This window comes from Brevibacillus sp. M2.1A (genome assembly GCF_013284355.2).
Taxonomy (GTDB): domain Bacteria; phylum Bacillota; class Bacilli; order Brevibacillales; family Brevibacillaceae; genus Brevibacillus.
In genome coordinates, this window is the sequence record NZ_JABSUY020000001.1 from 898812 (window position 1) to 925000 (window position 26189).

The 26189-nt window shown below is 48.3% G+C and carries 24 protein-coding genes (1 of these 24 only partly in view); 21 read left to right on the plus strand and 3 right to left on the minus strand.

Translation table 11 applies throughout. The features are described 5' to 3' along the window. Nucleotides 1-90: 90 nt before the first annotated feature. The 7 genes from HP567_RS04495 (at nucleotide 91) to HP567_RS04525 (ending at nucleotide 5873) form a co-directional block, all read left to right on the plus strand. A complete protein-coding gene (locus tag HP567_RS04495; RefSeq protein ID WP_173612415.1) occupies nucleotides 91-594 on the plus strand; it encodes a DinB family protein in 504 nt (167 codons plus the stop codon). Between the two features lie 212 nt (nucleotides 595-806). After that, a complete protein-coding gene (locus tag HP567_RS04500) occupies nucleotides 807-1445 on the plus strand; it encodes a nitroreductase family protein (protein ID WP_087349231.1) in 639 nt (212 codons plus the stop codon). 23 nt (nucleotides 1446-1468) lie between these two features. Then, on the plus strand, nucleotides 1469-2419 hold the full coding sequence (locus tag HP567_RS04505; protein WP_173612414.1) for a ring-cleaving dioxygenase: 951 nt from the start codon (nucleotides 1469-1471) through the stop codon (nucleotides 2417-2419). Beyond that, nucleotides 2416-3033: an alpha/beta hydrolase gene (locus HP567_RS04510; RefSeq protein WP_173612413.1), complete on the plus strand. Its 618-nt coding sequence runs from the start codon at nucleotides 2416-2418 to the stop codon at nucleotides 3031-3033. Before HP567_RS04505 ends, HP567_RS04510 begins: the two co-directional genes overlap by 4 nt. Nucleotides 3034-3319: 286 nt before the next feature. After that, on the plus strand, nucleotides 3320-4000 hold the full coding sequence (locus HP567_RS04515) for a response regulator transcription factor (RefSeq protein WP_173612412.1): 681 nt from the start codon (nucleotides 3320-3322) through the stop codon (nucleotides 3998-4000). Beyond that, the gene (locus tag HP567_RS04520; RefSeq protein ID WP_173612411.1) at nucleotides 3997-5406 is read left to right on the plus strand and encodes a sensor histidine kinase; all 1410 of its coding nucleotides are present in this window, start codon (nucleotides 3997-3999) and stop codon (nucleotides 5404-5406) included. Before HP567_RS04515 ends, HP567_RS04520 begins: the two co-directional genes overlap by 4 nt. A gap of 26 nt (nucleotides 5407-5432) precedes the next feature. Further along, nucleotides 5433-5873 carry a hypothetical protein gene (locus tag HP567_RS04525; protein ID WP_173612410.1) on the plus strand — a complete coding sequence of 147 codons (441 nt, stop codon included), beginning with the start codon at nucleotides 5433-5435 and terminating at the stop codon, nucleotides 5871-5873. A gap of 42 nt (nucleotides 5874-5915) precedes the next feature. On the opposite strand, the gene HP567_RS04530 is transcribed toward HP567_RS04525, so the two are convergent. Then, on the minus strand, nucleotides 5916-6290 hold the full coding sequence (locus HP567_RS04530; protein ID WP_035290894.1) for an ArsR/SmtB family transcription factor: 375 nt from the start codon (nucleotides 6288-6290) through the stop codon (nucleotides 5916-5918). 142 nt (nucleotides 6291-6432) lie between these two features. On the opposite strand from HP567_RS04530, the gene HP567_RS04535 reads away from it, so the two are divergent. Both HP567_RS04535 and HP567_RS04540 read left to right on the plus strand, forming a co-directional pair. Then, the gene (locus HP567_RS04535; RefSeq protein ID WP_173612409.1) at nucleotides 6433-6729 is read left to right on the plus strand and encodes a hypothetical protein; all 297 of its coding nucleotides are present in this window, start codon (nucleotides 6433-6435) and stop codon (nucleotides 6727-6729) included. A gap of 189 nt (nucleotides 6730-6918) precedes the next feature. Beyond that, entirely contained in the window at nucleotides 6919-9150 is a 2232-nt protein-coding gene (locus HP567_RS04540) for a heavy metal translocating P-type ATPase (protein ID WP_173612408.1), read from the plus strand. Nucleotides 9151-9202: 52 nt separating this feature from the next. Here HP567_RS04540 and HP567_RS29810 read toward each other — a convergent pair whose 3' ends face one another. Further along, complete coding sequence (locus HP567_RS29810) at nucleotides 9203-11206, minus strand: ABC transporter ATP-binding protein (RefSeq protein WP_173612407.1); 2004 nt, start codon at nucleotides 11204-11206, stop codon at nucleotides 9203-9205. A 281-nt stretch (nucleotides 11207-11487) separates the two neighbouring features. Here HP567_RS29810 and HP567_RS04555 point away from each other — a divergent pair, with 281 nt between their 5' ends. From HP567_RS04555 to HP567_RS04565, 3 genes are all read left to right on the plus strand, one after another. Next, nucleotides 11488-12138, plus strand: a complete 651-nt coding sequence (locus HP567_RS04555) for a polysaccharide deacetylase family protein (RefSeq protein ID WP_229087885.1) — start codon at nucleotides 11488-11490, stop codon at nucleotides 12136-12138. Nucleotides 12139-12207: 69 nt separating this feature from the next. Beyond that, nucleotides 12208-13173 (plus strand): helix-turn-helix transcriptional regulator, encoded by a 966-nt coding sequence (locus tag HP567_RS04560; RefSeq protein ID WP_173612406.1) that lies wholly within the window; start codon nucleotides 12208-12210, stop codon nucleotides 13171-13173. Between the two features lie 84 nt (nucleotides 13174-13257). After that, nucleotides 13258-13773 carry a DinB family protein gene (locus tag HP567_RS04565; protein WP_173612433.1) on the plus strand — a complete coding sequence of 172 codons (516 nt, stop codon included), beginning with the start codon at nucleotides 13258-13260 and terminating at the stop codon, nucleotides 13771-13773. A 282-nt stretch (nucleotides 13774-14055) separates the two neighbouring features. Here the strand turns inward: HP567_RS04565 and HP567_RS04570 are convergent, their stop codons facing one another. Next, nucleotides 14056-15069 (minus strand): ATP-binding protein, encoded by a 1014-nt coding sequence (locus HP567_RS04570; RefSeq protein ID WP_173612405.1) that lies wholly within the window; start codon nucleotides 15067-15069, stop codon nucleotides 14056-14058. A 283-nt stretch (nucleotides 15070-15352) separates the two neighbouring features. Here HP567_RS04570 and HP567_RS04575 point away from each other — a divergent pair, with 283 nt between their 5' ends. The 9 genes from HP567_RS04575 to HP567_RS04615 form a co-directional block, all read left to right on the plus strand. Further along, a complete protein-coding gene (locus HP567_RS04575) occupies nucleotides 15353-16999 on the plus strand; it encodes an AraC family transcriptional regulator (protein WP_173612404.1) in 1647 nt (548 codons plus the stop codon). 112 nt (nucleotides 17000-17111) lie between these two features. Then, on the plus strand, nucleotides 17112-18110 hold the full coding sequence (locus HP567_RS04580) for an iron-hydroxamate ABC transporter substrate-binding protein (protein WP_173612403.1): 999 nt from the start codon (nucleotides 17112-17114) through the stop codon (nucleotides 18108-18110). 19 nt (nucleotides 18111-18129) lie between these two features. After that, nucleotides 18130-19137: a FecCD family ABC transporter permease gene (locus HP567_RS04585; protein ID WP_173612402.1), complete on the plus strand. Its 1008-nt coding sequence runs from the start codon at nucleotides 18130-18132 to the stop codon at nucleotides 19135-19137. Then, entirely contained in the window at nucleotides 19130-20149 is a 1020-nt protein-coding gene (locus tag HP567_RS04590) for a FecCD family ABC transporter permease (protein ID WP_173612401.1), read from the plus strand. Before HP567_RS04585 ends, HP567_RS04590 begins: the two co-directional genes overlap by 8 nt. Nucleotides 20150-20167: 18 nt before the next feature. Continuing rightward, nucleotides 20168-21499, plus strand: a complete 1332-nt coding sequence (locus tag HP567_RS04595; RefSeq protein ID WP_229087891.1) for an alpha/beta hydrolase-fold protein — start codon at nucleotides 20168-20170, stop codon at nucleotides 21497-21499. A gap of 277 nt (nucleotides 21500-21776) precedes the next feature. Then, nucleotides 21777-23003 (plus strand): MFS transporter, encoded by a 1227-nt coding sequence (locus tag HP567_RS04600; RefSeq protein WP_173612399.1) that lies wholly within the window; start codon nucleotides 21777-21779, stop codon nucleotides 23001-23003. Between the two features lie 31 nt (nucleotides 23004-23034). Next, complete coding sequence (locus HP567_RS04605; RefSeq protein WP_173612398.1) at nucleotides 23035-23418, plus strand: MmcQ/YjbR family DNA-binding protein; 384 nt, start codon at nucleotides 23035-23037, stop codon at nucleotides 23416-23418. 80 nt (nucleotides 23419-23498) lie between these two features. Beyond that, nucleotides 23499-24869, plus strand: a complete 1371-nt coding sequence (locus tag HP567_RS04610) for a sigma-54 interaction domain-containing protein (RefSeq protein ID WP_173612397.1) — start codon at nucleotides 23499-23501, stop codon at nucleotides 24867-24869. 405 nt (nucleotides 24870-25274) lie between these two features. Beyond that, nucleotides 25275-26189, plus strand: the 5' portion of a protein-coding gene (locus HP567_RS04615) for a GntP family permease (protein WP_173612396.1). 468 nt of this gene lie beyond the right edge of the window; 915 of the gene's 1383 nt are visible here — the first part of the coding sequence; the start codon lies at nucleotides 25275-25277; the stop codon falls past the right edge of the window.

The following is a 26189-nucleotide window of genomic DNA, read 5'->3' on the forward strand; positions in this document are numbered from 1 at the left end:
TTGGCTGGAGCGGAAAGCATCACTGACCGTATTTGTCAGGGAAGCCGGTCTATGATAGAGCTATCGAAGAACCAAAGAGGGGGCTTTATCATGACACACTATGCCAAAAACATGTACGACTTTCACGCGTGGGCGAATCAAACGTTAATCAATCGCTTAAAGGAGCTTCCGGAAGGTGTTTACGAGCAGGAGGTCCAAAGCGTTTTCCCGACAGTAGCAAAAGTGATGGAGCATATTTATATGGTGGACGAAGGCTGGATTCGCATATTGCAAGGGATGGACATGCAAGCGGCATTGAATGAGGCATGGCAGAAGGAAAAGGAATTAACGGGAAAAAGCTTGGAGGAAGTTGAGCAGTTGTATGCCGAACTGGTCGAGCAATTCAGAGCTTTTCTCAGCCAAGATGAAGATTTGGAGCGACGCATTGTCCTTGATAATCCGTACACGAGAGTGCGAGATACGAGCTTGGCAGAAATCATCATGCAAGTGGTCAATCATGGAACGTATCATCGTGGAAATATAACGGCGATGCTGCGCCAAATGGGGTATCCTTCTGTCATGACCGATTATGCACTTTACTGGTACGCCAACTGAAAAGAGTCTTGGGCTGGAAGAGATTTCATTCTTCTGGCTTTAGGCTGTTGACAAGGGACAATTCACGTCCTATAATTATCTTAAATTCAAGATATTTAATTTTCGTAACATCGTCATCCTACTTCCCCAAGCAGGAACATTTTTAAACCCATTATCTTTAATTTGAGATATCAAAAAATGAATGAGATAGAAAAAATCGAGGAGGAAGTCCCATGAGTGAATTCACCACCCTTGTAAAAAACAGAAGATCTGCAAACAAGTTTCTAACGGACGTAACGATAACACCTGCTGAGATCGATGAAATCATGTCGCTGGTCAAATTCGCGCCATCAGCATTCAATTTGCAGCATGCCCATTATGTAGTTGTCATCGATCCAGAAGCCAAAGAGCGTGTATATGAAGCGGCATATAGACAGTATAAGGTAAAGACCGCTTCGGCAGTTGTGCTTGTATTTGGTGACAAGGAAGCGTACCAAAGTGTAGAGCGCATTAATGAAGGCCTTCTTCATTTAGGAGTCATGGATCAACGCGAGTACGACCACAACAATTCTTCTGTCAGAGCAATGCACGAGGCTGGAGGAGAGCAGTTCAAGCGTGATGAAGCGATCCGCAATGCCAATTTGTCCGCAATGTTGTTCATGCTCGCTGCAAAGGATAAAGGCTGGGATACGTGCCCGATGATCGGATTCGACCCGGCAGCGGTGCAAGAAATAGCGAAGGTTCCGGACAGCTTTGTGCCAGCTTTGATGATCACGATTGGAAAAGAAGATACATCCAGCCAGCGTGTCAGAGGGTACCGCAAGCCCGTTGGAGAGTTCGTAAGCTACAACACATTCCAAGCAAGTAAATAATAAATTTGAGGAGGCAATTCAAAATGACACAGCAAACAGCAGGAATTCACCATATCACAGCTTTTGTAACAAGCGCCCAAAATAACGTTGATTTTTATGCAGGGTTTCTCGGATTGCGCATGGTGAAAAAAACGATCAACTTCGATGCACCAGATGTATATCATCTGTATTTCGGGAATGAGGTCGGCAGTCCAGGTACTGCAATCACCTTTTTCCCGTGGGAAACTGGTCGCCGCGGACGCGTTGGCGGTGGGCAGGTTGGCTATACAACCTTCTTGATTCCGGTGGGGGCGTTTTCCTTCTGGGAGGATCGACTGAAAAAATTCGGAATCGAGTACCGCCGCGTGGAGCGTTTTAATGAAACGTATCTGCAATTTACAGACAGAGACGGCTTACAGCTGGAGATCGTGGAACGTGAAGGCGGTCCAGCGAGCAAATGGTCCTTTGGCGGGGTGCCAGCTGATAAGGCGATCAAAGGCTTCGGCGGAGCGATCTTGTACAGCATGGCTCCAGCCCACACTATGGATGTTCTCGAGAGATTGATGGGACTGACCAGAGTCGGCGAAGAAAACGGCCTTGTCCGTTTCAAGGCTCACGGCGATTTGGGCAATGTCATTGACGTGAATGCCGAGCCGATACCAAGAGGAGTAGGTGGCGCAGGTACAATCCACCATATCGCATGGCGTGCCGTAGATGATCAGGATCACCAACTGTGGCAGCAGCGTGCGGCTCAATCCGGACTCCATCCGACGGATATTATCGACCGTCAATACTTCAACGCCATCTACTTCCGCGAGCCAGGCGAGATTTTGTTTGAGATTGCAACAGATCCTCCAGGATTTGAACGAGATGAGCCATTTGAGGCACTGGGTGAAAAACTGATGCTCCCCGAGTGGTATGAACCACGTCGTGCCCAGATTGAGCAAGGTTTGCCGCCGATTACAGTCAGAGTGTTGGAGGAAGATAAATCATGAATTTGAAGCACATTTTTCGAAAAGGAACCGATTCAAAAGCACCAACGCTGTTGTTGCTTCATGGAACAGGCGGAGATGAAAACGACCTCTTGCCACTGGCCAATCGCATTTATCCAGGCGCTTCTGTTCTGAGTGTCCGTGGGAATGTTCTCGAAAACGGCATGCCGCGATTTTTCCGACGCTTAGCAGAGGGTGTATTCGACGAAGAGGATTTGGTCAACCGCACGCAGGAGCTGCATGAGTTTTTGGATCAGGCGGCGGTTACGTATCAGATCGAGCGAGACAATATCGTGGCAGTCGGTTATTCGAACGGGGCGAATATCGCAGGTAGTCTCCTGTTCCATTACCCGACTCCGCTAAAAGGGGCGATTCTTTTCCACCCAATGGTTCCACGCCGTGGGATCGCTCTGCCTGATATGTCAGCTATCCCGGTATTCATCGGAGCGGGTACGAATGATCCGATCTGTACTGCACAAGAGACGGAGGAGCTGAACCAACTACTGACAGAAGCAGGTGCTGACGTGACTGTGCATTGGGATTCATATGGTCATCAGCTAACGGTGAAGGAAGTAGAGGCTTCGGCCGCGTGGTTTACAGAGAAGTTTCGCAAGTAATCGAATGAGTAACAAGAGCGGCGGACCTAAGTGTCTGCCGTTTTTTGTGTGTGCAAACAGTTGTTTTTCCGGGAAAAGAGCAGGCTTCCCTCAGATTTAATCAAATGTGTAAGGGTCTTCAAGAGCCAGCCGTATTCGTTCATCTCTTGTTCATATTGCTTCTTTACGATTGATCCGCGCAGATAGGCGCAAGCCAGTGACGATTTGCAGGAGGATAAACAAGTGAGTATCATTCAAAATAATGAAGCAGGAGAACCAGAGGGCGAGTAACAAGGAGGCCAGCTAGATGAAACTGACGATTCTGATTGCAGATGACGATCCACACGTACGTGAGCTATTGCGGTTTTACTTAGCAAAAGAGGGATACAACGTCTTGGCTTGTGTGGATGGAAATGAGGCTTCGCAGCTGTTAGAGCACGAGTCTGTCCAGCTCGCCATCGTGGATGTGATGATGCCAGGCAAAAACGGCTGGGAGCTATGCCGGGAGATCCGGGAATTTTACGACCTCCCTGTCATCATGCTAACGGCAAAGGGAGAGGTACGGGATAAGGAAAAAGGTTTTTTGGCGGGGACGGATGATTATTTGACCAAGCCATTTGAGCCTACCGAATTGTTGTACCGCATCAAGGCCTTGCTGCGTCGTTATCAGATGGTCAGCAAACAAATCATTGTCATAAACGATACTGTCATCGATCGTATCAGCCATGTTGTGAAGGTGAAAGAAGAGTTGATTCATTTACCATTAAAGGAATTTGAACTGCTTGCCCAGCTTGCCAGTTTTCCTGATCGGATCTTTACCCGGGATCAACTGTTGGAGCTCGTGTGGGGGAGTGATACGGAGAGCGATAGTCGTACCATCGATGTGCATATTAAGCGGCTGCGAGAGAAATTTACGGAGAAAACCAATGACTTTGTCATTTCTACCGTTCGTGGTTTAGGCTACAAGCTGGAGGTGCGAGGCACGTGAAATCTCTCTACGTTCGGGTTGTTTTTACCTTCGTCGCCATTGTACTGATCAGCGGCACACTTGGATTTTTGTTGGCAAATGAGTATTATCAACGAAACCTGCGTGCTTATAATGAACAAAAAATCACGAGTATCGGACAGCAGATAATCGATTTGTACGAGCATAAATCCTCGCTCGACCTGACCGCCTTTATGACCCATGTCGGCAATTTGAATTTTCAGTTGCATCTCGTGGATGAGAATGGCGGAGTAAGCCAGTTCGGAGCACCTTTTCGAGACCAGCAGATAGAGCCTGCCATCGTTCAAAAAGTATTGGCGGGTGAGACCTACAGAGGAATTACAGAAGAACAGCACGGCTTGTTTGTGACCGGATTTTTCGAAAACACGTTGACAAACAGCATTGGCTTGCCGCTTATAGCAGAAGGGAAAAAGTACGCCCTGTTTGTACGGCCAAATATTGAGCAGCAGTTTGGCGAGGTGCACATTATGTTTGCTTTGCTGCTGGCAGCGATGTTTGTCCTTAGCCTGATCCTGATTTTGGTATTTACCCGTTATTTGGTGAAGCCGATCGAGAAGCTAAGCCGTGCGACCAAAAAGCTGGCAGAAGGGCAGTATGATATACACTTGGACATCGCTCGCCGGGATGAAATCGGCGATTTGGCTATGCATTTTGCGAGAATGACAGAGTCACTCAAACAACTGGACGAGATGCGCCAAGAGTTTGTCTCCAATGTCTCTCATGAAATCCAGTCTCCATTGACATCGATCCAAGGCTTTTCTCAAGCCATCCGCAGCGGTGGTGTGACAAGCGAACAGCGGGAGATGTACTTGACGATCATCGAAGAGGAGAGCAGACGTCTGTCTTCCTTGAGCAAGCAGCTGTTGACGCTCGCTTCCCTGGACAAAGAGACCGGGCTGTACGAACCGACCCGTTTTCGTCTGGATGAGCAGATCAGGCAAGTCCTCTTAGTTTTGCAGCAGCAGTGGCAACAAAAAAAGCTCGCGATGGAGCTGACCTTACCGGAGACCTTCATCGTGGGTGACAAGCAGCTACTCAATCAAGTATGGATGAACCTGCTTGCGAACAGTATCAAATTCACCCCAACGGCTGGCTCTATTTACATTGCGATACAGAAGGATACGCGAATCGTCGTGACCATTCGGGATACGGGGATCGGCATGTCAGAAGAAGAGCAGGAGCATGTCTTTGACCGCTTTTACAAAGGAGACAAGTCACGCAATCGGGAAGCGACGGGAAGCGGGCTCGGTCTTTCTATCGTGCAAAAAATTTTGCAGGTCGCAAAAGGCAGCATTCACATTCAAAGCCGTATAGGCGAAGGGACAACGGTCACGGTCAGTCTACCGACGGGTGAACATCCTACTGCGCGAACGACAAACGAATCTTAACGAAGCAAAGCAAGGGAGTGATTTCCATGAATATCGGCACGCGTGTACTTGCCGCAGTCATATCCCCTTTCTTTACCGGTCTGTATGCTGCGTTGATCATCTACCTTTATCGTGATCCTAGCGCGCCGTACGGGTTTGGACAAGAGTATTTGCTGGGCGTGCTCATCAGCATGGCAATGAACCTGATTGTTTTCGTATGGCTGTCGGTATTCGTGGACTGGCTAGTGAATCGATCGCACGTAATCGGGTGGAAAAAATATGCAGTGCGTTGCGCCGGATATGCTGTCATCGGCTATGCTCCTGTACTTTTTCAATGGCTAATAAGTGTTGATCCGCAAGCTGCATTGTTTTATCCGCAGGCAACAGTGTTTGTGTTCGCTTCGATATGTTACTTCCTTATATTTGTGGGAATAGAGGCGATCAGGCAGCGTTTTACCGGGAAAACGAGTGTAAACCGCCATGGTTAATCAAATGTTTAATATGCCGGAGTAACAAAAAAGCCCGAGCAATCAGGTAGCTCGGACAATCGTTTTCTGTTCTTTGGCGTGTTCAATCCCCGCAGATATGAGATGGCGTACATGGTCATCATCCAACGAGTAAAATACGAGTTTTCCTTCTTTGCGGTACTTGGCCAGTCCCATGTTGCGCAGAAGCCGCAGATGATGGGAGGTGTTAGCGATCGAGCTTCCGATAATAGCAGCCACATCGCAGACACAGAGCTCGTCTTCCATCGAGAGGATGTGAATGATTTTGGCGCGGGTGTCATCGGCCAACGCCTTGAAGATTTTTGCTACCCCTTCTGATTCTGTGGCGAACGGCTTTAACCGATTTACTTTTTCCTCATCAAAACATTGGATTTCACAGATGTCATCCACTGTAACCATCACCTCATGCTCTACAATGTCCTATTATTATAGACATTCACAGAGAAAGTGAAAAGGAAAAACGACATTTTCATGGCAGTGTAGTGTACCTCTCTGTTTTCGTGTAAGATGAACATGATCCAAGAAATGGGGAGAGAATACCATGAGTGCACAACCAAAGTGCCCGAAGTGCCGTTCTGCGAAAATCGATTTGACGGAATCGATTAATAAGCCATTATACATAACCATTTATGCAGCGGTTTTGGCAGTGCTCGCCTTGATCGGCATTTCAGTGAAAGGGACTCCTGTCATCTTTTTGTTCCTCGGACTGTCCGGTGCCTTTATCCTGTTTGCCGTTCGTCTTGCCTTAGAAAAGCGTAAAGTAATCAAGTGCAAATGTCTGGACTGTGGGGAGCGTTGGCAGACCACTCCAGCACCAGTAGAAGCCCGTACCAAGTAACAAGACTCCTAGTAATAGGGGTCTTGTTCTTTATTCTCGGTCTGTAAAAAAATGGGCGAAATATTCAAATCAATTCTTGAACGAACCAGAAGGATACGATAATATAATAATTAAATATTTGTTTGAATGTTTGTGGATGATTTCATTCGAAGCTGGGCAAAATAGATGCTTGGAAAAAGGTGAAAACAGATGGCAGAAGAACGAAAAAAAGATGAGTGTTGCAGTGGGCCTCAATGCGGCAGTGAGCATAAGCATGCTGGTAAAATTCTCACGGTTCTCGAGCCTGCGGCTGCGGCAACAGAAAGCGCAGGCATTCTTTCTTCACAGGCTGTTGTTTATCGCGTTATAGGCATGGATTGCAGTTCGTGCGCCAAATCGCTGGAAAAGCATATGCAGACGTTGCCTGCTGTCAAAGAGGTAAACGTGAACTTTTCCACGGGTAAAATGCAGCTCATCGCGGATGGGCTGGGAGACGATGCAGTGGTCAAGGAAGTCGCCAAGGCTGGCTACAGCGCCATGCTGCTTACGAGGCGTACAGCCAAAGCAGTACCGAAAACGGATCAAGCAGGGACGGTTCTGACGACGATTTCCGGTGTGTTGTTGGCACTCGGTTTTCTAGGTTCCTTATCGCCTAGCATATCTCCATTGGTCGTCACTGTGCTCTATGCGTTGTCGATCATAAGTGGCGGCTACCGACCTGCGCGCAGTGCTTTTTACGCGATCAAAAGCGGTTCACTGGATATGAACGTATTGATGTCTGTTGCGGCAGTAGGAGCAGCCTTGATCGGTGAGTGGCTGGAGGGCGCAACAGTCGTCTGGCTCTTTTCCATTGGAAACTTGCTGCAGACCAAGTCGATTGAAAAAACGCGTGACTCCATACGCAATCTGATGGATTTGGCTCCGCCTGAAGCATGGGTCAAGGTTGGGGAGTCTCTTACCCGCAAGCCGGTTGAGGACATCGCTGTCGGTCAAGTCATCGTAGTGAAGCCCGGAGAGAAAATCCCGCTGGATGGTGTGATTGTACACGGGACATCTAGCGTCAATCAGGCCCCGATTACAGGTGAATCAATCCCAGTAGATAAGCTGGTCGGCGACAGTGTTTTTGCAGGGAGTGTCAACGAAAGTGGCGCGGTGGAGATCAGGGTAACCAAGCTGGTGGAGGATACGGCGATTGCCAGAATCATTCATCTCGTGGAGGAAGCGCAGGAGAAAAAAGCGCCTACTCAGGCGTTCGTCGACAAATTCGCTGCGATCTACACGCCAATCGTGCTCGTGCTTGCTTTGTTCGTGATCGTATTCCCGCCATTACTCGGACTCGGTACCTGGGGGGAATGGTTTTACAGAGGGCTTGAGCTGCTGGTTGTTGCTTGCCCGTGCGCTCTGGTCATTTCCACGCCAGTTGCGATTGTGTCCGCGATTGGAAATGCCGCGAGAAACGGCGTCCTGATCAAGGGCGGTACGTTTTTGGAAAAGGCGGGAGCGATTACCGCAATTGCTTTCGATAAAACGGGCACATTGACGGAAGGAAAACCACAGGTTGCAGCAGTTATCGAGATGGAGGGAAGCGAGGACGACGTAGTGTCGATCGCCAGAACGATTGAAGAGCGTTCTTCCCATCCGATTGCACAAGCGATTCTCACTTATGCCAAACAAAAGCAGGTTGCTTCCCGGAGTGGGCAAGATTTCAAGGCGATCGTCGGAAAAGGGGCGAGCGCTGTCATCGGAACCGAAACATTCTATGCAGGGAAGCCCGCCCTGTTTCAAGAGCTGGGAATCGATCTGTCGTCATGGCAAACGAAAATCGATTTGTTGCAGAGTGAGGGACATACACTGGTGGTTATCGGTACCGCAACGAAATTGATCGGGATGATTGCCGTTGCCGATACCATTCGTGAGATTACGGTTAGTGCCATCGGCAAGCTTAAGGCTGCGGGAATCGAAGACATCGTGATGCTGACCGGCGACAATACGGGTACGGCGAAAAAAGTAGCGAGTCAGACAGGCGTCAATCGTTATTTTGCAGAGTTGTTGCCACAAGATAAGGTAGAAGCGGTCAAGCGACTCCAGCAAGAAGGCAAGGTCGTCGCCATGGTGGGGGACGGGATCAACGATGCGCCTGCTCTCGCATCAGCTGACTTGGGGATTGCCATGGGTGGAGCAGGTACTGATACGGCAATGGAAACCGCGGATATCGTACTGATGGCTGACAATCTCGAAAAGCTGCCACACACGATGAAGATCAGCAGAAAAGCACTCACGATTATCAAGCAAAACATCTGGTTTTCGATCATCGTAAAGCTGGTTGCACTCGTGCTGATATTCCCAGGATATCTCACCTTGTGGCTGGCGGTGCTCAGTGACACGGGAGCCGCCTTGCTGGTCATCTTAAACAGCATGAGACTGTTGCGCATGAAGGACTAAATAAAAAGGGAGATGAGCTGTCGAAGCTCTCTCCCTTTTCTTGTGTATAGGTTTACACCAAGACGCCGCCGCCGTATCTCTCGAATTCTTTCTGGGTGCAAGCGACAAAGTGACCGCGCTCCACTTCACGCAAGACGCGTTCTTCCCCTTGATCTCGCAAATATTCCTGATCATCGAAAACGATGCGCTTACGGTTGCGCTCATAATCAGGGTCTGGCAATGGAATTGCCGAGAGCAACGATTTGGTGTACGGATGAATCGGATTCTCGTACAGGCGATTACTTTCTGCCAGCTCCACAATACGTCCCCGGTACATAACACCGATACGGTCACTGATGTATTTAACCATGGACAGGTCATGGGCGATGAACAGATAGGTCAGGCCTTTTTCTTTTTGCAGGCGCTTGAGCAGGTTAATGACTTGTGCCTGAATGGACACGTCGAGTGCAGAGATCGGTTCATCGGCAATGATGAATTCCGGATCAACAGCCAATGCCCGTGCAATCCCGATCCGTTGGCGCTGTCCGCCGCTGAACTCATGCGGGTAACGGTTTGCGTGCTCGCGGTTGAGGCCGACGGTTTCCAACAGCTCGTGTACCTTGGCGATGCGAGCTTCCTTGTTCGCCAGACGATGAATGTCCAGACCTTCTGCAATAATATCGGATACGGTCAGACGTGGATTCAACGACGAGTACGGGTCTTGGAAAATCATTTGGATTTTGCGGTTGAGCCATTTCTTTTCTTCGAGTGTTTTCTTTCCGTGTACACTTTGTCCATTGAACAAGACCTCTCCGCCAGTTGCATCGTACAGGCGCAGGATGGTTCGTCCTGTGGTCGACTTACCGCAACCGGATTCACCCACAAGACCGAAGATTTCCCCTTTGTAGATGTCAAAGGTGATACCATCTACAGCTTTCAGCGTATGACCATTCCCGAGGTCAAAATGCTGTTTCAAATCTTTGACTTCAACCAGCTTCTCTCGGTTCTCGTAGTTGAACGTTTTTTTGGTGCTTGCTGGAGTCTCGGTCGGCTCATCAGAATTGACTTTTCGTCTCACAGCCGAAGCAGGCGGTTTGATGTCAGGTGCCATTTCATGCAGAAGCCATGTTGCCGCATAGTGCGTATCGGAGATTTTGAACATCGGTGGCTCATATTCCAGATCGACCTTCAACGCAAATGGGTTACGAGCCGCGAAAGCATCCCCTACAGGTGGCTTGAACATGTCGGGCGGTGATCCAGGAATGGACATCAGCTCGTCATCGCTGGAATCGAGGCTAGGCATGGAGCCTAATAGACCCCATGTATACGGGTGCTTAGGATCATAGAAAATTTCATCGACTTTACCGATTTCCACAATTTTACCTGCATACATAACCGCTACACGGTCTGCCATGTTAGCAACTACACCGAGGTCATGGGTAATAAAGATGATCGAGGTCCCCATCTTCTTTTGCAGTTCCTTCAGCAACTCCAAAATCTGCGCCTGAATCGATACGTCCAGAGCAGTTGTCGGCTCATCGGCGATGATAATTTTTGGATTGCAGGCGAGTGCGATGGCAATGACAATCCGTTGACGCATCCCACCGGAAAACTGGTGCGGGTATTGATCGACACGTTCTTTGGCAAATGGAATCCCTACCATTTCCAACAGCTCAATAGCACGGGTGCGCGCTTCTGCACGGTTCAGCTTTTGGTGCTTGATGAAGCTCTCCATGATTTGGTTCCCGATAGTCATCGTCGGATTCAAGGAAGTCATCGGGTCTTGGAAGATCATCGAGATATCGCGACCGCGAACATCCTGCATTTCTTTTTCGGAAAGCGTAACCAAATCTCTTCCTTCAAAAAGAACTTGTCCTTTTGGAATGCGTCCAGGAGGAGAAGGAATGAGGCGCATAAGTGCTTGGGAGGTGACGGATTTACCGGAACCAGATTCACCAACAATCGCCAGTGTTTCTCCTTTTTCCAGATCAAAGGAGACGCCCCGTACTGCTTTGACTTCACCTGCATACGTATCGAATGACACATGCAAATCTTTTACTTCTAACACTTTTCCCATATCATCATCCCTTTCGAGCATGCTTTGTCGTGAATAACCCTCCATGTATATCTAACAATCTCTCTAGTAGGAATTTTTACGAAAATGAAAATCATTATCATCATTATACTATATTCATTAACCGTTGTTAAAAAATTTTTTTCTACGTAGCATACTCATGCAGAATCTTCTTCAATTTTGCCAAAAGCCCAGAATAGAGGTTTTTTTAGCGTTACCAAATGATAGCCCAGTCATACTATGCATCAAAGCACAGAATACTGGCTTAAAGGAGGGTAACGCTTGTGAACAAGCTCAATGAGCCCAAGGAAATCGCACTCACTTTTGATGATGGACCGGATCAGTTGTGGACGCCTCGTGTGTTAGACATATTAGCTCACTATCAGGTAAAGGCCACTTTCTTCTGTGTGGGACAAATGGTGAAGTACAATCCGAAAATGCTGGAGCGGATCGTAAAGGAAGGACAAATGGTAGGAAACCATAGCTGGGATCACCCTGACTTTACGAAAATCCCCCTCTGGGCTGTTCATGAGCAGGTAGAACGTACCTCAGATCAGATCGAAAAGGTAGTGGGTGTGAGACCTCGGACGGTACGGCCGCCATATGGAGCAGTGAATGAGGAGGTCATCCAGCTGCTTGCGGCGAGCGAATACGAAATCATTTTGTGGGATATAGATAGTTGGGATTGGAAAGGTCTCACCGGCCCACAGGTCGCGAGAAACATCCTGGGACATGTCACCCCGGGCGCAGTCGTTCTTCAACATTCCGCTGGCGGTACAAAAGACACGCTCAAGGGGAGTATGGACGCCTTGCCTTATGTCATTGAGGTGTTAAGTGAGCAGAAATATACCTTCTCAACCATTTCCGCCATGTTTCAACTGGCAGCTTATCGAGAAAGAACCGATCCTGTCGTGAAAAGGAGAAGGGACAGATAGAGGAAAAGGATTGAATTCTGTGGTAATAAGTAGAATCAGAAGATTTCTTTTAGGGGAGCGAATCCGTACATGTCCAAAGCTGATAATATGCTCTCCATTTTGTGGCTGTTGAAGACCGGCAAGCGAATGACAGCCAAGCAATTGGCAGAGATTCTCGAGATCAATATTCGCACCGTTTATCGCTATATCGACTCACTGTGTGCGAGCGGTGTGCCCATCATTTCTGATGCCGGACACAATGGTGGCTACAGTTTACTTCAGCATTTCAATGAAGCTCCGTTGTTTTTCGACCTCAATGAGCAAAAAGCCCTGATTCATGCAGCGGCTTTTGCCCAAGAGGCTGGTTATCCCTTCGGAGCAGATTTACACCGGGCCATTTCCAAGCTAAAACGTTACACAAATGAAGAGCAGCGTGACGCGATTGACCGACATAGTATCGGCTTCGAGGTGATTCAGCCTCCTGTTGATCCTTCTCTCGAATCTACCCTACAAGAACTGGAGCTGTCTGTTGCCAATGGATATACCCTTTCGATGGTGTATCAGAAAGCCTACCAGACAACGAGACAGAGGCGTCATATCGATCCATACGGGCTCGTTTATTGGAAGGGAAATTGGTATATCGTCGCCTATTGCCATCTCCGTAGTACCATTCGCAGCTTTCGTGCAGATCGTGTTCATGAGATCCAACGGACAGAAGCTAGCTTTCAACGCCCTCCTGAATTTTCTGCGCGCCATTTTTTTCTCTCGAATTTACTGCCAGAAGCAGACAAGCAGGGCAACACCATTTTGATCAAGGTCAAAGGAAGGTCACAGTCACTCGCTGATTTGTGCAGGCATTGGTATCTCGGACATACCGTGATCGAGCGTAGCGAGGCACAGGTGATCTTTCAAGTAGATGAGCAAATGGCCCATTCGATCCTTCCTCATTATCTATTGCCATATGGAAAATCAGTTCAAGTTGAAGAACCAGCTTTTGTAAAAGAGCGATTGGCTGCCATCGCTGCCGATTTATTTCTTTTTTATCAGTCGACGTGATATCACTGACCATTTTTGTCAGTAGAGTAGATTTATATTGAAAGCAAAGAAGAGATGGAAAAAGAAAATGGAGGCAGATTAATGATGAAGCATGAAGCATTGCGTTTGTACGAATATCATGTATGGGCAAACGAGAAAGTATTCAAGCGGCTGCAAGAGGTACCAGAAGAAATAAGTGAGCGGGAGGTTCCAAGTGTGTTTCCGACCATCACTCAGACGTTGGTACACATGCTCAAAACGGATTATGTTTGGCTGTTAGCCATGAAAGGAGAGAGCTACGAAGAGGTGGGAACAAAAGTTGGGGTTCTCTTGCAAGAATTAAAAGGGAAGAACGTACATGAGTTGCGAAAACTGTTTGCCGAATCAGCCCAGCAGTTCAGAGACTTCTTTGGGCAAATCTCGATGGAAGACACCGCGCCATATACGCACCCGGCATTAGGCACGGTTCATGCTCGTTATGCCGACATCGTCCAGCATGTCGCCAACCACGGCACCTATCATCGAGGCAATATCTCCGCCATGCTCAGACAAATGGGTCACGCGGGAGCTTCCTCGGATTACATTTTTTATTTATTTGAGACTTCCGCGGTAGAACAATAGAGGTTTTTTCTTTCCATCAACTAACGAAAAAAACAAGCAGCTTGCAAGAGGGAACAGGAGAAAACAGCGAAGATCTTAGGGACACCGACCGAGACGCAATGCAAAAAGCGAAACACGCCCTTAAGCGTCCACCTCTGAAATACATCTTGAGGGGACCACTTTGGACGCGGTTTCGCTTTTTGCATGGAGTCGGCCAGTCAATCCCCCAGCGGGTGGCCCTAGAAGCTGAGTCGTTTTCTCCTGTTCCCTCTCCTCCACTACAGCCACGCAAACTGTTTGCTTTTAAGGATTCATCGTCCGAGCAATCCGCACCTCGAGCCTATTCAAGAACTGACTAAGATTCGGCTTTAGTTCTCCGACGATACTTTCATTAGGCTTGCCGGATTCAAAGACCACGTCCTTGTTTTTAGCGACCTCGCTCAAGTAATCCTTCACGATCTGTCCTGTTTTCGTAGCCTCATATTTCTTGGCAAAGTTCTGATACTCTTCCTTGACGGCCGGGAGCAGTTTCATGGTTGCTTCGTCAATGGCATCGTAACGGTAATCAGACAAATATGTTTTGAGATAGTCGATATAGAGCGTACGGAGTTTCACTGCACGTGGGCTACTGCGGTAGTTGACCAAATACTCTTCGACTTCAACCATTCTGGGTCCGAGTTCGGCCCGGGTGATTTGCAACCCGCCGTCACCTAAATACGGTTTACCCGTTTCTGTTTCTTGAATGGACAAGTAGTCCTTTCCTTCTTCACCGAGTGAAGCGGCATATTTTTGCAGTGCTTGGTAATCCACTTGCCAATAAAAAGACATGTCTTTCGTCGCCTTTAAGACGAGTCCGCCCTTAGTTTGATTGAGGAGCCATTGCTTGAAGCTGTCATCGCCTTCTAGCTTGTTGAAATCGTAAGGGTACTGCAAGGCATACAGCTTATCCGCTTTTCCCGGCTGGGCGAGGAGTGCCTTGAAGTTATCGTTTATCGTAGGCAGATGTTTTTCATAGTACTGATCAAGTTCAAAAAATAATTGATCGGCAGTTTTCGTGTCCGTTTTCGCCAGATACTGGTCTAAAAAGGCAGTTAGCTCATTCGCTTCCTTGGCTTGCGAAGCAAGTACGGTGAACCGCTTGAGCAAATCATCCGCTGGCTTTTCGCCTTTTGTTGCATCAGCAGGAGACTTCCCTGTGTTTTCCGTTGCAGGTGGAGCAGGGTCTTTTACTGTCATTTGATCAGAGGCAGAGGTGCACCCTGTCACAAAAGTAATCGCGACGAGGCTAGAGACAAAAGGGAGAACATATCGTTTCATATCTTCATTTTCACTCCGTAATATTGAATGGTTTCAGTTGATAAATTGTTGTAAATTCGCAAAGCCTTTTCGCCATCCACGACGAAAAACCTTGCATCCCACTGACACTCCCTCCCGTCGGTTCCCTTTCTATTGGTACGTACCATACCACGTTCAAGTTATCAGTTCAATTCGATCAAATATTCCTGATAGGAAGCAAGCGTCACTTTTGATATACTTTCTCTATTGATGATAATGAGAATGATTATCAATTTTACATAGAGGATCGGGCAGAGGTGAGAACATGAACGAAACACAAGCCTTGGTTCAACAATTCACAGAGAATACCATGGCAGAAGCCATTTTTAAGCTGCGTGACATTACATGGCTCAAAGCACAGGGACATGACCGACTACGCCAACAATTCACTCATTCGCATATTTTGCTGGTAGTAACCGGGGGGCGAGGGCGCCTGCGGCTGGAGAACGAGGAGTACCAATTGCGGCAGGACGCAATTTACGTATGCCCTCCTATGCTTACGTTTGGCATCGTCCCTGATTCGGCTGATCATTTGGAGATGTACATGCTTCGTTTTGATGTCTTTATGGAAACGAGAGACAGGCATCGGCGATTCCAAGCCCTTCGGGAAAAGGATTTGTTTCCTTTTCGGGGAGAGATCTCTGTCCAATCGGCAGGGCAACTGCCTGTCTATTGTGATTTGATCCAGAATCTATGGAAGCAGGAGACGGCGCTCGAGCGATTCCGAGGCCAACACACTTTTCAAGAGCTATGGTACCACATCGTCAAGCATGCTCACTTTTCGGCCACCGATTCTGGAATGGCGCTGGAGCGAGCACGCACACATATGGAAGAGCATTACTCGGAAAATGTGACGATTGAACAGCTGGCTCGCATTGCAGATGTGAGTCCAAAATATTTCGTCGATCTGTTCAAAAAAACGTATGGCATCTCCGCTATGGATTATTTGGCAGAGCTTCGCATCAGCCGGGCGAAGCAGATGATGGTTCAGTCGCATGCCAAGCTGCGCGATATCGCTCATCAAGTGGGCTACAACGACGAGTTTTACTTTAGTCGAAAATTCAAGAAAGCTGTCGGAGTTTCACCGACTCTCTATATGAAAAGCCGCCAACGAAAAATTGCGGCGTACGGCTCGACCATCATCGGGCATTTGCTGGCTTTAAAAATGATCCCTTACGCGGCGCCACTGCACCCGAAATGGACGGCTTACTATCATCACAGCTATCGAAACGATATCCCGGTACATTTGAGTGCGTTTCGAATCAATCAGAATTGGAAAGCCAACATCGAAATGCTTCGCGATGCCAAGCCGGACGTCATCATTGGCTTGGACGAGACGAGTTTGCAGGAACAGAAGCAACTGAACGAGATTGCGCCCACGTTGTACGTACTTGAAGAGCGGGGATGGAAAGAACAACTTCAGCTTATGGCAGACTTCTTGGGTGAGTCCATGGAAGCCCATCATTGGCTTTGCGAGTATGAGAAAAAGGTGAAGCGAGCCAGGGTACAGCTTCAACACGCTCTAGGCGATGAAACGGTGCTCATCGTGCGGATTTTGAAAAACCAGCTCTATGTCCACTGCAATCGCAGTATGAATGAAGTGTTTTATCAGGATCTGCAAGTCAAACCCGCTTTTGTTTCGAAGCTGAATGAATACGACCAGCTTGTGACTGTACAAGAATTGGTTGCACTCGCGCCAGATCGCTTGCTGCTGTTGGTTTGCCAAGAGGCTGAAACGTTGGCATGCTTCCAGGCCTTGAAAGAATCGGGACCATGGCAAGAGATCAAAGCAGTCCGCAACAATCGGGCGCATGTCATTATGTCAGACCCTTGGCGAGAATACTCGGCAACGGCTCATGAACGGATCGTGGAAGAGAGTGTGCGATTATTTTCAGGAGATCGTCCATGTTGATTCTGGATTTCGTCCATGGTCGGGCAGGAGTGGATGCTTTATAATCACGAATGATAATCGTTATCACTAAACTGGAGTGAAACAGTACATTTCTGAGAGGGGTCTTTCAAGAATGAAAAAGATATACCTGGGCTTGAGCATTGCAGCGCTGACATTGGCTCTGACAGCATGCGGCGGAGGAAAAGAAGCAACGAATAACACGACTACTCCAGCACCTGCGACAACAGCTACAGCAGAAAAGCCGGCCGATGAAGCTAATAAAGCAGAGACACGCACGATCAAATATTTGGATAAAGAATATACCGTTCCTAGCAAAACAGAGCGAATCGTCATTGCAGGCAGCATGGAGTCCATGGAAGATTCCCTTGTATTGAACGTAAACCCGGTAGGAGCGATTTCTGTCGGCGGCAAATTCCCGGAGATGTTTACATCGATTACGGGCGAAGCCAAATCCATCGGGGAGAAAACACAACCGAACCTGGAAACGATTTTGTCCTTGAAGCCGGACGTCATCCTCGGTAGCAGCAAGTTCCCGCCAGAAACAGTCGAGAAAATGAACAAGATTGCGCCTACTTTCCCTGTTTCCCACATTTCGACCAACTGGGAAGCAAACCTGCAATTGTTGGGTGAACTGACTGGCAAGCAAGCCGAAGCAGAGAAAGCGCTCAATGAATATAAAGCAGGAATTGAATCGGCAAAAGCAAAATTGGGCGACGGCATGAAGGATAAAAAAGTGTTGGTGATTCGTCTGCGCCAAGGAAACATCAACATCTATCCAGAGAAGGTGTTCTTCAACCCGGCTCTGTACACAGACCTTGGTTTGACTGCACCTGAAGAAGTAAAAGCGGCGAAGGCACAAGAAATTATCTCCATGGAAAAGTTCAGCCAAATCAACCCGGACTACCTATTCATTCAATTCTCTCCAGACGAGAATAAAGACAAGCCAAACGCATTGGAAGATTTGCAGAACAACCCGATTTGGAAGAGCGTGAATGCAGTGAAAAACGGCAATGTTTACGTAAACGTGGTGGATCCTCTCGCACAAGGCGGTACTGCCTGGAGCAAAACACAATTCCTGAAGGCGGCTGTAGAAAAATTGTCTGCCAAGTAAAAGTGGGCGAGGGTAGGCTATGCAATCCAAAAAAGCAACTTCTATGATCATACTAGCTGTTTCGCCAGTGGTGATCCTCCTTACAATCTTGCTCTCCATTCATTACGGAGCCAAGTCGATTGATCCCGGGACCATTTATCAAGCTTTCTTTGCCTTTAATGAAGGGAATGTCGATCATCAAATTGTCATGCACTCTCGTTTGCCAAGAGTATTGGGCGCACTCATGATCGGAGCATTCTTAGCGATATCAGGAGCGTTGATGCAGGGGATGACGAGGAATTACCTCGCGTCCCCCTCTATAATGGGCGTGTCTGACGGTTCGGTCTTTGCTGTTACGCTGTGCATGGTTTTCATTCCATCCGCTACGAGCGTCACGATGATTACCATGTCCCTGATCGGTTCAGCACTTGCGGTTGCGATGGTTCTCGCTTTTTCGCGACTATTGCCGAATGGCTTGACGCCAGTAGGGATGGCGGTCATTGGCACAATTACGGGCACCTTTTTGAGCAGCATTTCAGCCGCGATTTCTACTTATTTTCAAGTCTCGCAAAACGTTAGCTTTTGGTACAATGCAAGGCTGCATCTCTTGGAGCCTGAATTGGTGAAGCTGGCGGTTCCTTTTGCCATCGTCGGTATAGTCCTGGCGCTTCTTTTGTCCAAATCGATCACGATCTTGTCCTTGGGCGACGAAGTATCTCGCGGCCTCGGACAGAGAACGGTGATGGTCAAAGTGCTGGCAACGACCGCTGTTGTCATTCTGACAGGCATTTCCGTAGCGTTGGCAGGAAAAATCGCCTTTGTCGGGCTGATTATTCCGCATATTACTCGCTTTTTGGTAGGTCTCGATTATCGGTGGATCATTCCATGTGCGGGATTACTGGGCGGCATTTTCCTGGCCTTGTCTGACGTTCTCAGCCGATTTATGAACAGTCCATTTGAGACCCCAATCGGTGTGGTAACGGCTTTTATTGGCGTTCCGTTCTTCCTCTATTTGATTTACAAGAGAGGAGGGGGAAAGCATGCCTGATCGAAAAGCTAGATTTCGTTTGCTGTTACTGGTCAATATCGCCTTGATTTTTCTGGCGATTTATATCAGCCTGACCAACGGTGTATTCGACATGACGGTGTTGGATGTCATCCAGACGTTATTGCGTATCGATCCTGTAGCGGAATACGATTTGGTGATTTTCGATTTTCGCCTGCCGCGGATCGTTATTGCGGCGTTCGTCGGATTTGGCTTGGGGGTCGCTGGTACCGTTATTCAGGGGATCACCCGTAACGGGCTGGCTGATCCGGGGATTTTGGGCATTAATGCTGGGGCAGGAGCCGCTATCGTCGCCTTTATGTTTTTCTTCGGTGGACAATTCATGGATGCGAGCTGGTATTCCATTATGGCCATGCCTTTGTTCGGTTTGACAGGCGGATTGCTTGCGGCTGGACTGATTTATCTATTCGCCTGGCGTAACGGGGCGCTTGACCCACAACGACTGATTTTGGTGGGGATCGCAATTGGCTCGGGATTGGGTGCTGTGTCTCTGTATCTTTCGTTAAAAATGAATCCCAATGATTTTGAAATGGCAACCGTATGGCTCTCGGGCAGTATTTGGAGTGCCAACTGGACGCATATTGCGGGGATGCTGCCATGGCTAGTCATACTCATTCCTGTTTTGATGCGCAAGGTGCATATTCTCGATTTGCTTCAACTGGGCGAGGAATCTGTCAAGAATCTCGGTGTGTCCGTCGAAAAGGAGCGCAATATTCTCCTGCTGTCGAGTATCGGGATCGTGAGCGCGTGTGTCTCGGTTTCCGGAGGCATCGGATTCGTCGGTTTGATGGCACCGCATATTGCGAAGCGTTTGACGGGAATCCAGCACAGGTATGTTCTCCCCCTGTCAGGGACAATCGGGATGCTCATGGTAGTGGCAGCGGATTTTATCGCCAAAACTGTGTTCACCCCCCTTGAACTGCCAGTGGGTATCGTCATTTCGATCATCGGTGTACCGTATTTCTTCTATTTACTAAGTAGAAGAAAAAAATAAAGAGGGGACGTGCAAATTGTGAAGGGACAATTGTTTGCAGACGTATGCCATTACCGGGCACTGCTCGTATATTTGCCGCCATCCTATGACAAGAGTACGTCCCGATTTCCCGTCATGTATGTCCATGATGGCGGTGACTTGTTTGATCCTGCGTTCAGTACTGCACTCGATGTAATCGAAGACAAGTTTGCAGAGGGACAAATTCCTGAGCTGATTCTCGTCGGCATCCAACCAGAAAACCGCCGGGATGACTATACGCCCTGGTTTTCCAAAGCGATCTCGCCTGAGCGCAACATTGATTTTGGCGGGCAAGGAGATGCGTATCTTTCTTACATCGCCAATGAATGCAAGGCGTATATCGACAGCAAGTACAGGACAGACCCTAGGCCGGAAAAAACAGGGATCATCGGATTTTCGCTTGGTGGCTTGATCTCGATGTACGCTGCGCACCAATATCCGGATGTTTTCACGAAAATCGGCAGTATCTCGGGATCGTATTGGTATGAAGGTATGGTTCCGTTTATGCGGGAAAAGAAAATGTACCATCCCGAACTGCGCATCTACATGGATGTTGGCAGTCAGGAAGGTGCTAAAAAACAGAACATCCAGAAGCAAATGGTCCCGCTGACAAAAGAAGCGCATCAGATATTGGCTGATAGCGGCTTCACAGCAGATCAGCTCGTCCTGTTTATGGAAGAAGGGGCGGATCATTTGAGCAAATATGCAAACGCCAGATTTCCGGGGGCGTTGCAATGGCTCTGGAATGAGAAGGAGGAGAAAGAAATGGAACTGGCCAAATTGATTAGAGAGCGCCGCTCGATTCATCGCTTTACAGATCGGGAGGTAGACCCTGGGTTGGTTACAGAACTGATGGATACAGCCGTATGGGCGCCGAATTATCACATGACACAGCCGTGGCGCTTTATCGTGACGTACGGGGAAGGCAAGAGAAGAATCGCCGAGGCCGTACGGATCATGAAGGAAAAGCGGGAGATTGATCCGGCGAAAAAGAAAGAAGTCGGCGAGAAGTTTTACAATAAAATTATGGCGATTCCGATGCTAATGACGGTCATCATGGAAGAAAGTCCGAACCTGATTACCCGTCAGGACGACTTCGCTTCGACCAGCATTGTCATTCATAACTTTAGCTTGCTGGCGTGGGAAAAAGGCATCGGTCTGACGTGGGAGACGTACCCGTGGATACACGAGCCGGAATTCCGTGAAGCGATGGGCATTCGACCAGGAGAGAAGGTGCTGGGGAACTTGCATATCGGTTATCCAGCCGCGATCCCTAATGCTCAGCCGCGCATTCCTGCAACAGAGCGCATCACGCTTGTCGACAAAGCATAGGACAAGATCAAGTGAATTTTTCTTGTCACAGGATTACTTTTTGTGGTACCCTTGGATCATTCTACAAGAAAGGGTGACCATTAAGCCAATGATCTGCTAACTCCTATTTCCACAAAACTAATCGGATAAAACGATGCGTTTTTGGATAGGGGTAGTATGTGCATATTGGCGAATAGATGGTAGATCCTTTTTAGACTCACCAAAGGGTTTCTATGTCTTTTTGACGATAATATGCGTAGCCTCCTGTCCAGATCGCAATGGATAAGGAGGCTTTTTTATGTCAAATGTTTTGAAAAACCGCTATGTCAGGGCTATTTTGTTATCAGCATTTCTGTTGCAAATCGGAGTATGGGTTCGCAACATGGCGATTCTGCTCTTTGTGATGGATCATACAGGAGGAGATCCGTTCGCGGTATCCATGATTTCTGTGGCGGAGTATGCGCCAATTTTTCTGTTTTCCTTTCTTGCTGGTACGTTTGCCGACCGCTGGCAACCGAGAAAAACGATGGTCTGGTGTGAGGTGCTTAGTGCTCTATCGGTTGTCGGAGTGCTGCTTACCTTCGTTTTCGGCTCGTGGAAGGCTATCTTTTTTGCCACACTCATTTCAGCCATTCTCTCTCAGTTTTCCCAACCGTCCGGAATGAAGCTGTTCAAGCTGCATGTACCTGGTGAACAGCTCCAGGTAGGAATGTCCGCATACCAGACTATTTTCGCGATCTTCATGGTATTTGGTCCGATTGTCGGTACGTTTGTGTTCCAGCAATGGGGGATGGAGGTTGCCATGGTCATCACTGCGGTTGCGTTTCTATCTGCGGCCGGTGTCCTGTATTTGTTGCCGCCAGATCGCATCGAGAAAGGAGAGCAGCAAGAAACGGCACTGCTTGGCGAGATGGTTAGCGGGATTCGGTATGTGTTCTCCAGTCGCGTATTGTCAATGCTTGGCTTTTGCTTTTTGGCTGTGGGCTTCTCATTGGGAATGATTCAGCCGCTTGGGATTTTTATTGTGACCGAACAACTGCAATTGCCAAAAGAAAGCTTGCAATGGTTAATCACCGCCCAAGGTGTGGGGATGATTGCTGGAGGGGCCATGACGATGGCAGCCGCCAAAACGATTCCACCGCAAAAGCTGTTGGTAATGGGACTCCTTGGAAACGCGGTCGCAGTAGCGATTTGCGGGATGTCTACGAATCTGTGGTTGACGCTTGTTGCTCAGTTCATCGCGGGATTGCTCTTGCCCTCCATTCAAATTGGGATCAACACCATGCTGCTTAAAAACACAGACAGTACCTTTATCGGTCGGGTGAATGGGATACTAACCCCGTTGTTTACAGGCTCCATGGTCGTCATGATGAGTATTACGGGGGTATTGAAGCTGTATCTTCCGCTCGCAGTCATTTATGGGATCGCCGCATTCCTGATGATCATTGGTCTCAGCTTTATTTTGCCACTTTATCGTATGAGAGAAGGAAACGTGGTGCAAAGTACAGAACAGACTGGTGTATAAGTGTTTGGAAGCAAAGGGAGGCTTGGAACAGATGGTGCACGAGCAGATTTCTTCTATGGAAGGTTTGAAGATGGTAGCTGCTGTTCGCGAGCTGGCGATGCGGTTGCCAGAAGTAACGGAGCAGGTAGACGCTTTTGGACATACATCGTTTCGTGTAAACGACAAGCCGTTTGTCATTTTGGGAGAGGGGGGCACCGAAGGCCCCTCCTTTTCTGTGAAGGTGCTGAAGACGACCCAAGAGATTTTGCTTGCGCAGGAGCATTTTTATAAGACGCCGTACATCGGCCATCACGGCTGGGTTTCCATCCTGGACAAAAACGTGACAAGCTATGGTGAAATCGAGGATTACATACGGGAAGGCTATATGTGCGCGGCTCCCAAGCGATTGGTCAAGCAATTACAACGCCGCCCCTGATTGTTCCTGTATAATTTTGGCGTAACGAGTAGTGAGCGAGGGTTCGACACAGCAGCATTGAGACAAAGGGGGAGCCGGTTTTGGATTGGAATCTCCAGCAGATGAGCAAATTGCTTGAGGTCGTTTTTGAAAATGCCCATGAACCGATGATCGTAACGGACAAGGACGGAAAAATACTCTTATTGAATCGGAGCTATCGGGAATTTCTTAATGTACAGGACGTGATCGGACAGCCAGTGACGGATGTCATCGAAAACACGCGGATGCATATTGTCGGTCAGGCTGGCGTTGCCGAGATCGCCGACATTCAGCAAATAAAAGGCCAGAACATGATTGCGCATCGCATCCCGATTATGGACGAAGGAAAAGTGATTGCGGTTCTGGGAACGGTGCTGTTCCAGGATGTGCAAGAGCTCACAGCCTTGGCTGCGATGGTTGCTCAGTTGAAGGACGAATTGACCTATTATAAGAAAGAGCTGCGGCGGCGGATGGGGGCTACCTATCACTTTGACCAAATCGTTGGGTACAGTCAGAAGCTGCAGGAGCTTAAAAAATTTTCTCAGAAAGTTGCGAAAAGCGATTCGACTGTGCTCATCACGGGTGAGAGCGGGACGGGCAAGGAGCTGTTTGCCCACGCCATTCATGCCGAGAGCAAGCGCAAAATGGGTCCTTTCATTCGGGTAAATTGTGCCGCTATTCCGGATTCTTTGCTCGAATCAGAGCTGTTTGGCTATGAAGAAGGTGCGTTTACCGGAGCTGTTCGCCGCGGAAAAAAAGGAAAGTTCGAGCTAGCCAACCACGGAACCATTTTGCTGGATGAGATCGGGGACATGCCGTTGCCGCTGCAAGCCAAGCTACTGCGTGTGTTGCAGGAAAAAGAAGTCGAGCGGGTAGGTGCTGTAAGGACGACGCCAATCGATGTGCGGGTGATCGCTTCCACGAATTCGGATATGCTTCAAAGCATCAAGGAAGGGAAGTTTCGGGCGGACCTCTATTATCGGTTGAATGTCGTGTCACTCTCGATCCCTCCGTTGCGCGAGCGTCTGGAGGATTTGCCAGAGCTGGTTTCGAATCTGCTCAAACAGCTTGGCGAGTCCACTGGTGTTGCGGTTAGGGCCATTGATGAAGAGGTATGGAACGTGCTTCGAGGCTACTCCTGGCCAGGCAATGTACGGGAGTTGAAAAACGTGCTGGAACGAGCCCTGCATCTAATGGAAGACGATGTCTTGAAAAAGGAGCATATTTGGCTGCCTGTATCTGACGAAGGGACGCCCGCATCCTTGTCGGGTCCAACTCATGCCGTTCGACCATTGAAACAAGTCTTGGAAGAGGCTGAGCAGGAAGCGCTTCGCCAAGCGATGCAGCAAGCAGGGGGGAACAAGCTTGCCGCCGCCAAGCTGTTGCAAATCAGCAAGTCCAGCTTTTACGAAAAATGGGAGAAGTATCAGTAACACGAGGCGTGTATAAGTCGGGGATGTGGTGTTGAGCCAGGTTCGCGGCTTTTTTCATCTGTAGGTACAACGTTTTGGTAGATTCCGGTTTTCTGGAATAGAGCAAGATGACGTCCCGCAAAAATCCAGTAGCCTTTCTTGAGTAAATTCCCTAAAAAGTGGCGGATTTTTTGCTAGATTCCATAAAACCGGACGAGAAATTCCGGAAATCCGGAAAAAATGCAAGCGTTATCATCTGCTTACCAACAGTCAAGGCACGATGAAAGGGTATGGTTGAACGATTTTTCAGGAATCGGTTGAGGTTGGCATGGTCCATGCAAATAAGTTGGGTTTGAAAGCGTTTTCTTCAAGTGAATCGACACAATTTCCTCTGTAAGCGGAGGAGAAAATTGAAAGGAGAATTCTATGATCATCGAAGTGTTATCCATCTTGATTTCGCTCGGTCTCCTGATGTTTTTTGCGTATCGGGGCTATCCTGTTATCGTATTTGCTCCTATTTTTACGCTGCTGGCCGTTGTCCTTTCCGGGATCTCTCTGCTGCCAAGCTACACCGAAACCTTCATGACGAATGCAGCAAACTATGTGAAATCATTCTTCCCTATTTTCTTACTGGGTGCCATTTTCGGAAAAGTCATGGAGTTGAGCGGTGCTGCCTCTTCCATTGCCCACACGATTGTGAAGGCACTTGGCTCCAATCGTGCGATCTTGGCTGTCGTTTTGGCTTGTTCCATTTTGACGTATGGCGGGGTTTCCTTGTTCGTTGTGGCATTTGCTGTGTACCCGTTTGCTGCTGCGATTTTCCGTGAAGCCAATATTCCAAAGCGTCTCATTCCAGGAACGATTGCGCTCGGTGCTTTTACGTATACGATGGACGCCTTGCCAGGTACACCACAAATTCAAAACATCATTCCTACGACTTATTTCGGTACGGATGCTTATGCTGCACCTGTTGTTGGAACGATTGGCGCCATTATGGTTTTCATTGGCGGGATGCTATGGCTGGAGCGTAGACGCAAGCAGGCTGTCGCTGCTGGGGAAGGCTACGGCGAGGGACATACGAACGAACCAGAGTTGATCAAAAATGAATCGTATTTGAACATCTGGGTCGCGATTCTCCCGTTGGCGTTGGTGCTCGTGGGTAACTATATGTTCAGCAGAGGGATTTGGACAGTAGAGACGTGGTACGATCCAGCGATCCTCAAAGAATCATTTAAGATTGAGAAAGTGAAAAACGTTGTATCTTCTTGGTCACTGATTATTTCGCTCTGTCTCGGAATTATTGCTGCGCTTTTAATCAATGTGAAGCAAGTCAAAAACAAA

Bases quoted from the DNA above. Each gene is read 5' to 3' on its own strand.
- HP567_RS04495 (WP_173612415.1), top strand. From the start codon at position 91: ATGACACACTATGCCAAAAACATGTACGACTTTCACGCGTGGGCGAAT.
- HP567_RS04500 (WP_087349231.1), top strand. From the start codon at position 807: ATGAGTGAATTCACCACCCTTGTAAAAAACAGAAGATCTGCAAACAAG.
- HP567_RS04505 (WP_173612414.1), top strand. From the start codon at position 1,469: ATGACACAGCAAACAGCAGGAATTCACCATATCACAGCTTTTGTAACA.
- HP567_RS04510 (WP_173612413.1), top strand. From the start codon at position 2,416: ATGAATTTGAAGCACATTTTTCGAAAAGGAACCGATTCAAAAGCACCA.
- HP567_RS04515 (WP_173612412.1), top strand. From the start codon at position 3,320: ATGAAACTGACGATTCTGATTGCAGATGACGATCCACACGTACGTGAG.
- HP567_RS04525 (WP_173612410.1), top strand. From the start codon at position 5,433: ATGAATATCGGCACGCGTGTACTTGCCGCAGTCATATCCCCTTTCTTT.
- HP567_RS04530 (WP_035290894.1), bottom strand. From the start codon at position 6,290: ATGGTTACAGTGGATGACATCTGTGAAATCCAATGTTTTGATGAGGAA.
- HP567_RS04535 (WP_173612409.1), top strand. From the start codon at position 6,433: ATGAGTGCACAACCAAAGTGCCCGAAGTGCCGTTCTGCGAAAATCGAT.
- HP567_RS04540 (WP_173612408.1), top strand. From the start codon at position 6,919: ATGGCAGAAGAACGAAAAAAAGATGAGTGTTGCAGTGGGCCTCAATGC.
- HP567_RS29810 (WP_173612407.1), bottom strand. From the start codon at position 11,206: ATGGGAAAAGTGTTAGAAGTAAAAGATTTGCATGTGTCATTCGATACG.
- HP567_RS04560 (WP_173612406.1), top strand. From the start codon at position 12,208: ATGTCCAAAGCTGATAATATGCTCTCCATTTTGTGGCTGTTGAAGACC.
- HP567_RS04565 (WP_173612433.1), top strand. From the start codon at position 13,258: ATGAAGCATGAAGCATTGCGTTTGTACGAATATCATGTATGGGCAAAC.
- HP567_RS04570 (WP_173612405.1), bottom strand. From the start codon at position 15,069: ATGAAACGATATGTTCTCCCTTTTGTCTCTAGCCTCGTCGCGATTACT.
- HP567_RS04575 (WP_173612404.1), top strand. From the start codon at position 15,353: ATGAACGAAACACAAGCCTTGGTTCAACAATTCACAGAGAATACCATG.
- HP567_RS04580 (WP_173612403.1), top strand. From the start codon at position 17,112: ATGAAAAAGATATACCTGGGCTTGAGCATTGCAGCGCTGACATTGGCT.
- HP567_RS04585 (WP_173612402.1), top strand. From the start codon at position 18,130: ATGCAATCCAAAAAAGCAACTTCTATGATCATACTAGCTGTTTCGCCA.
- HP567_RS04590 (WP_173612401.1), top strand. From the start codon at position 19,130: ATGCCTGATCGAAAAGCTAGATTTCGTTTGCTGTTACTGGTCAATATC.
- HP567_RS04600 (WP_173612399.1), top strand. From the start codon at position 21,777: ATGTCAAATGTTTTGAAAAACCGCTATGTCAGGGCTATTTTGTTATCA.
- HP567_RS04605 (WP_173612398.1), top strand. From the start codon at position 23,035: ATGGTGCACGAGCAGATTTCTTCTATGGAAGGTTTGAAGATGGTAGCT.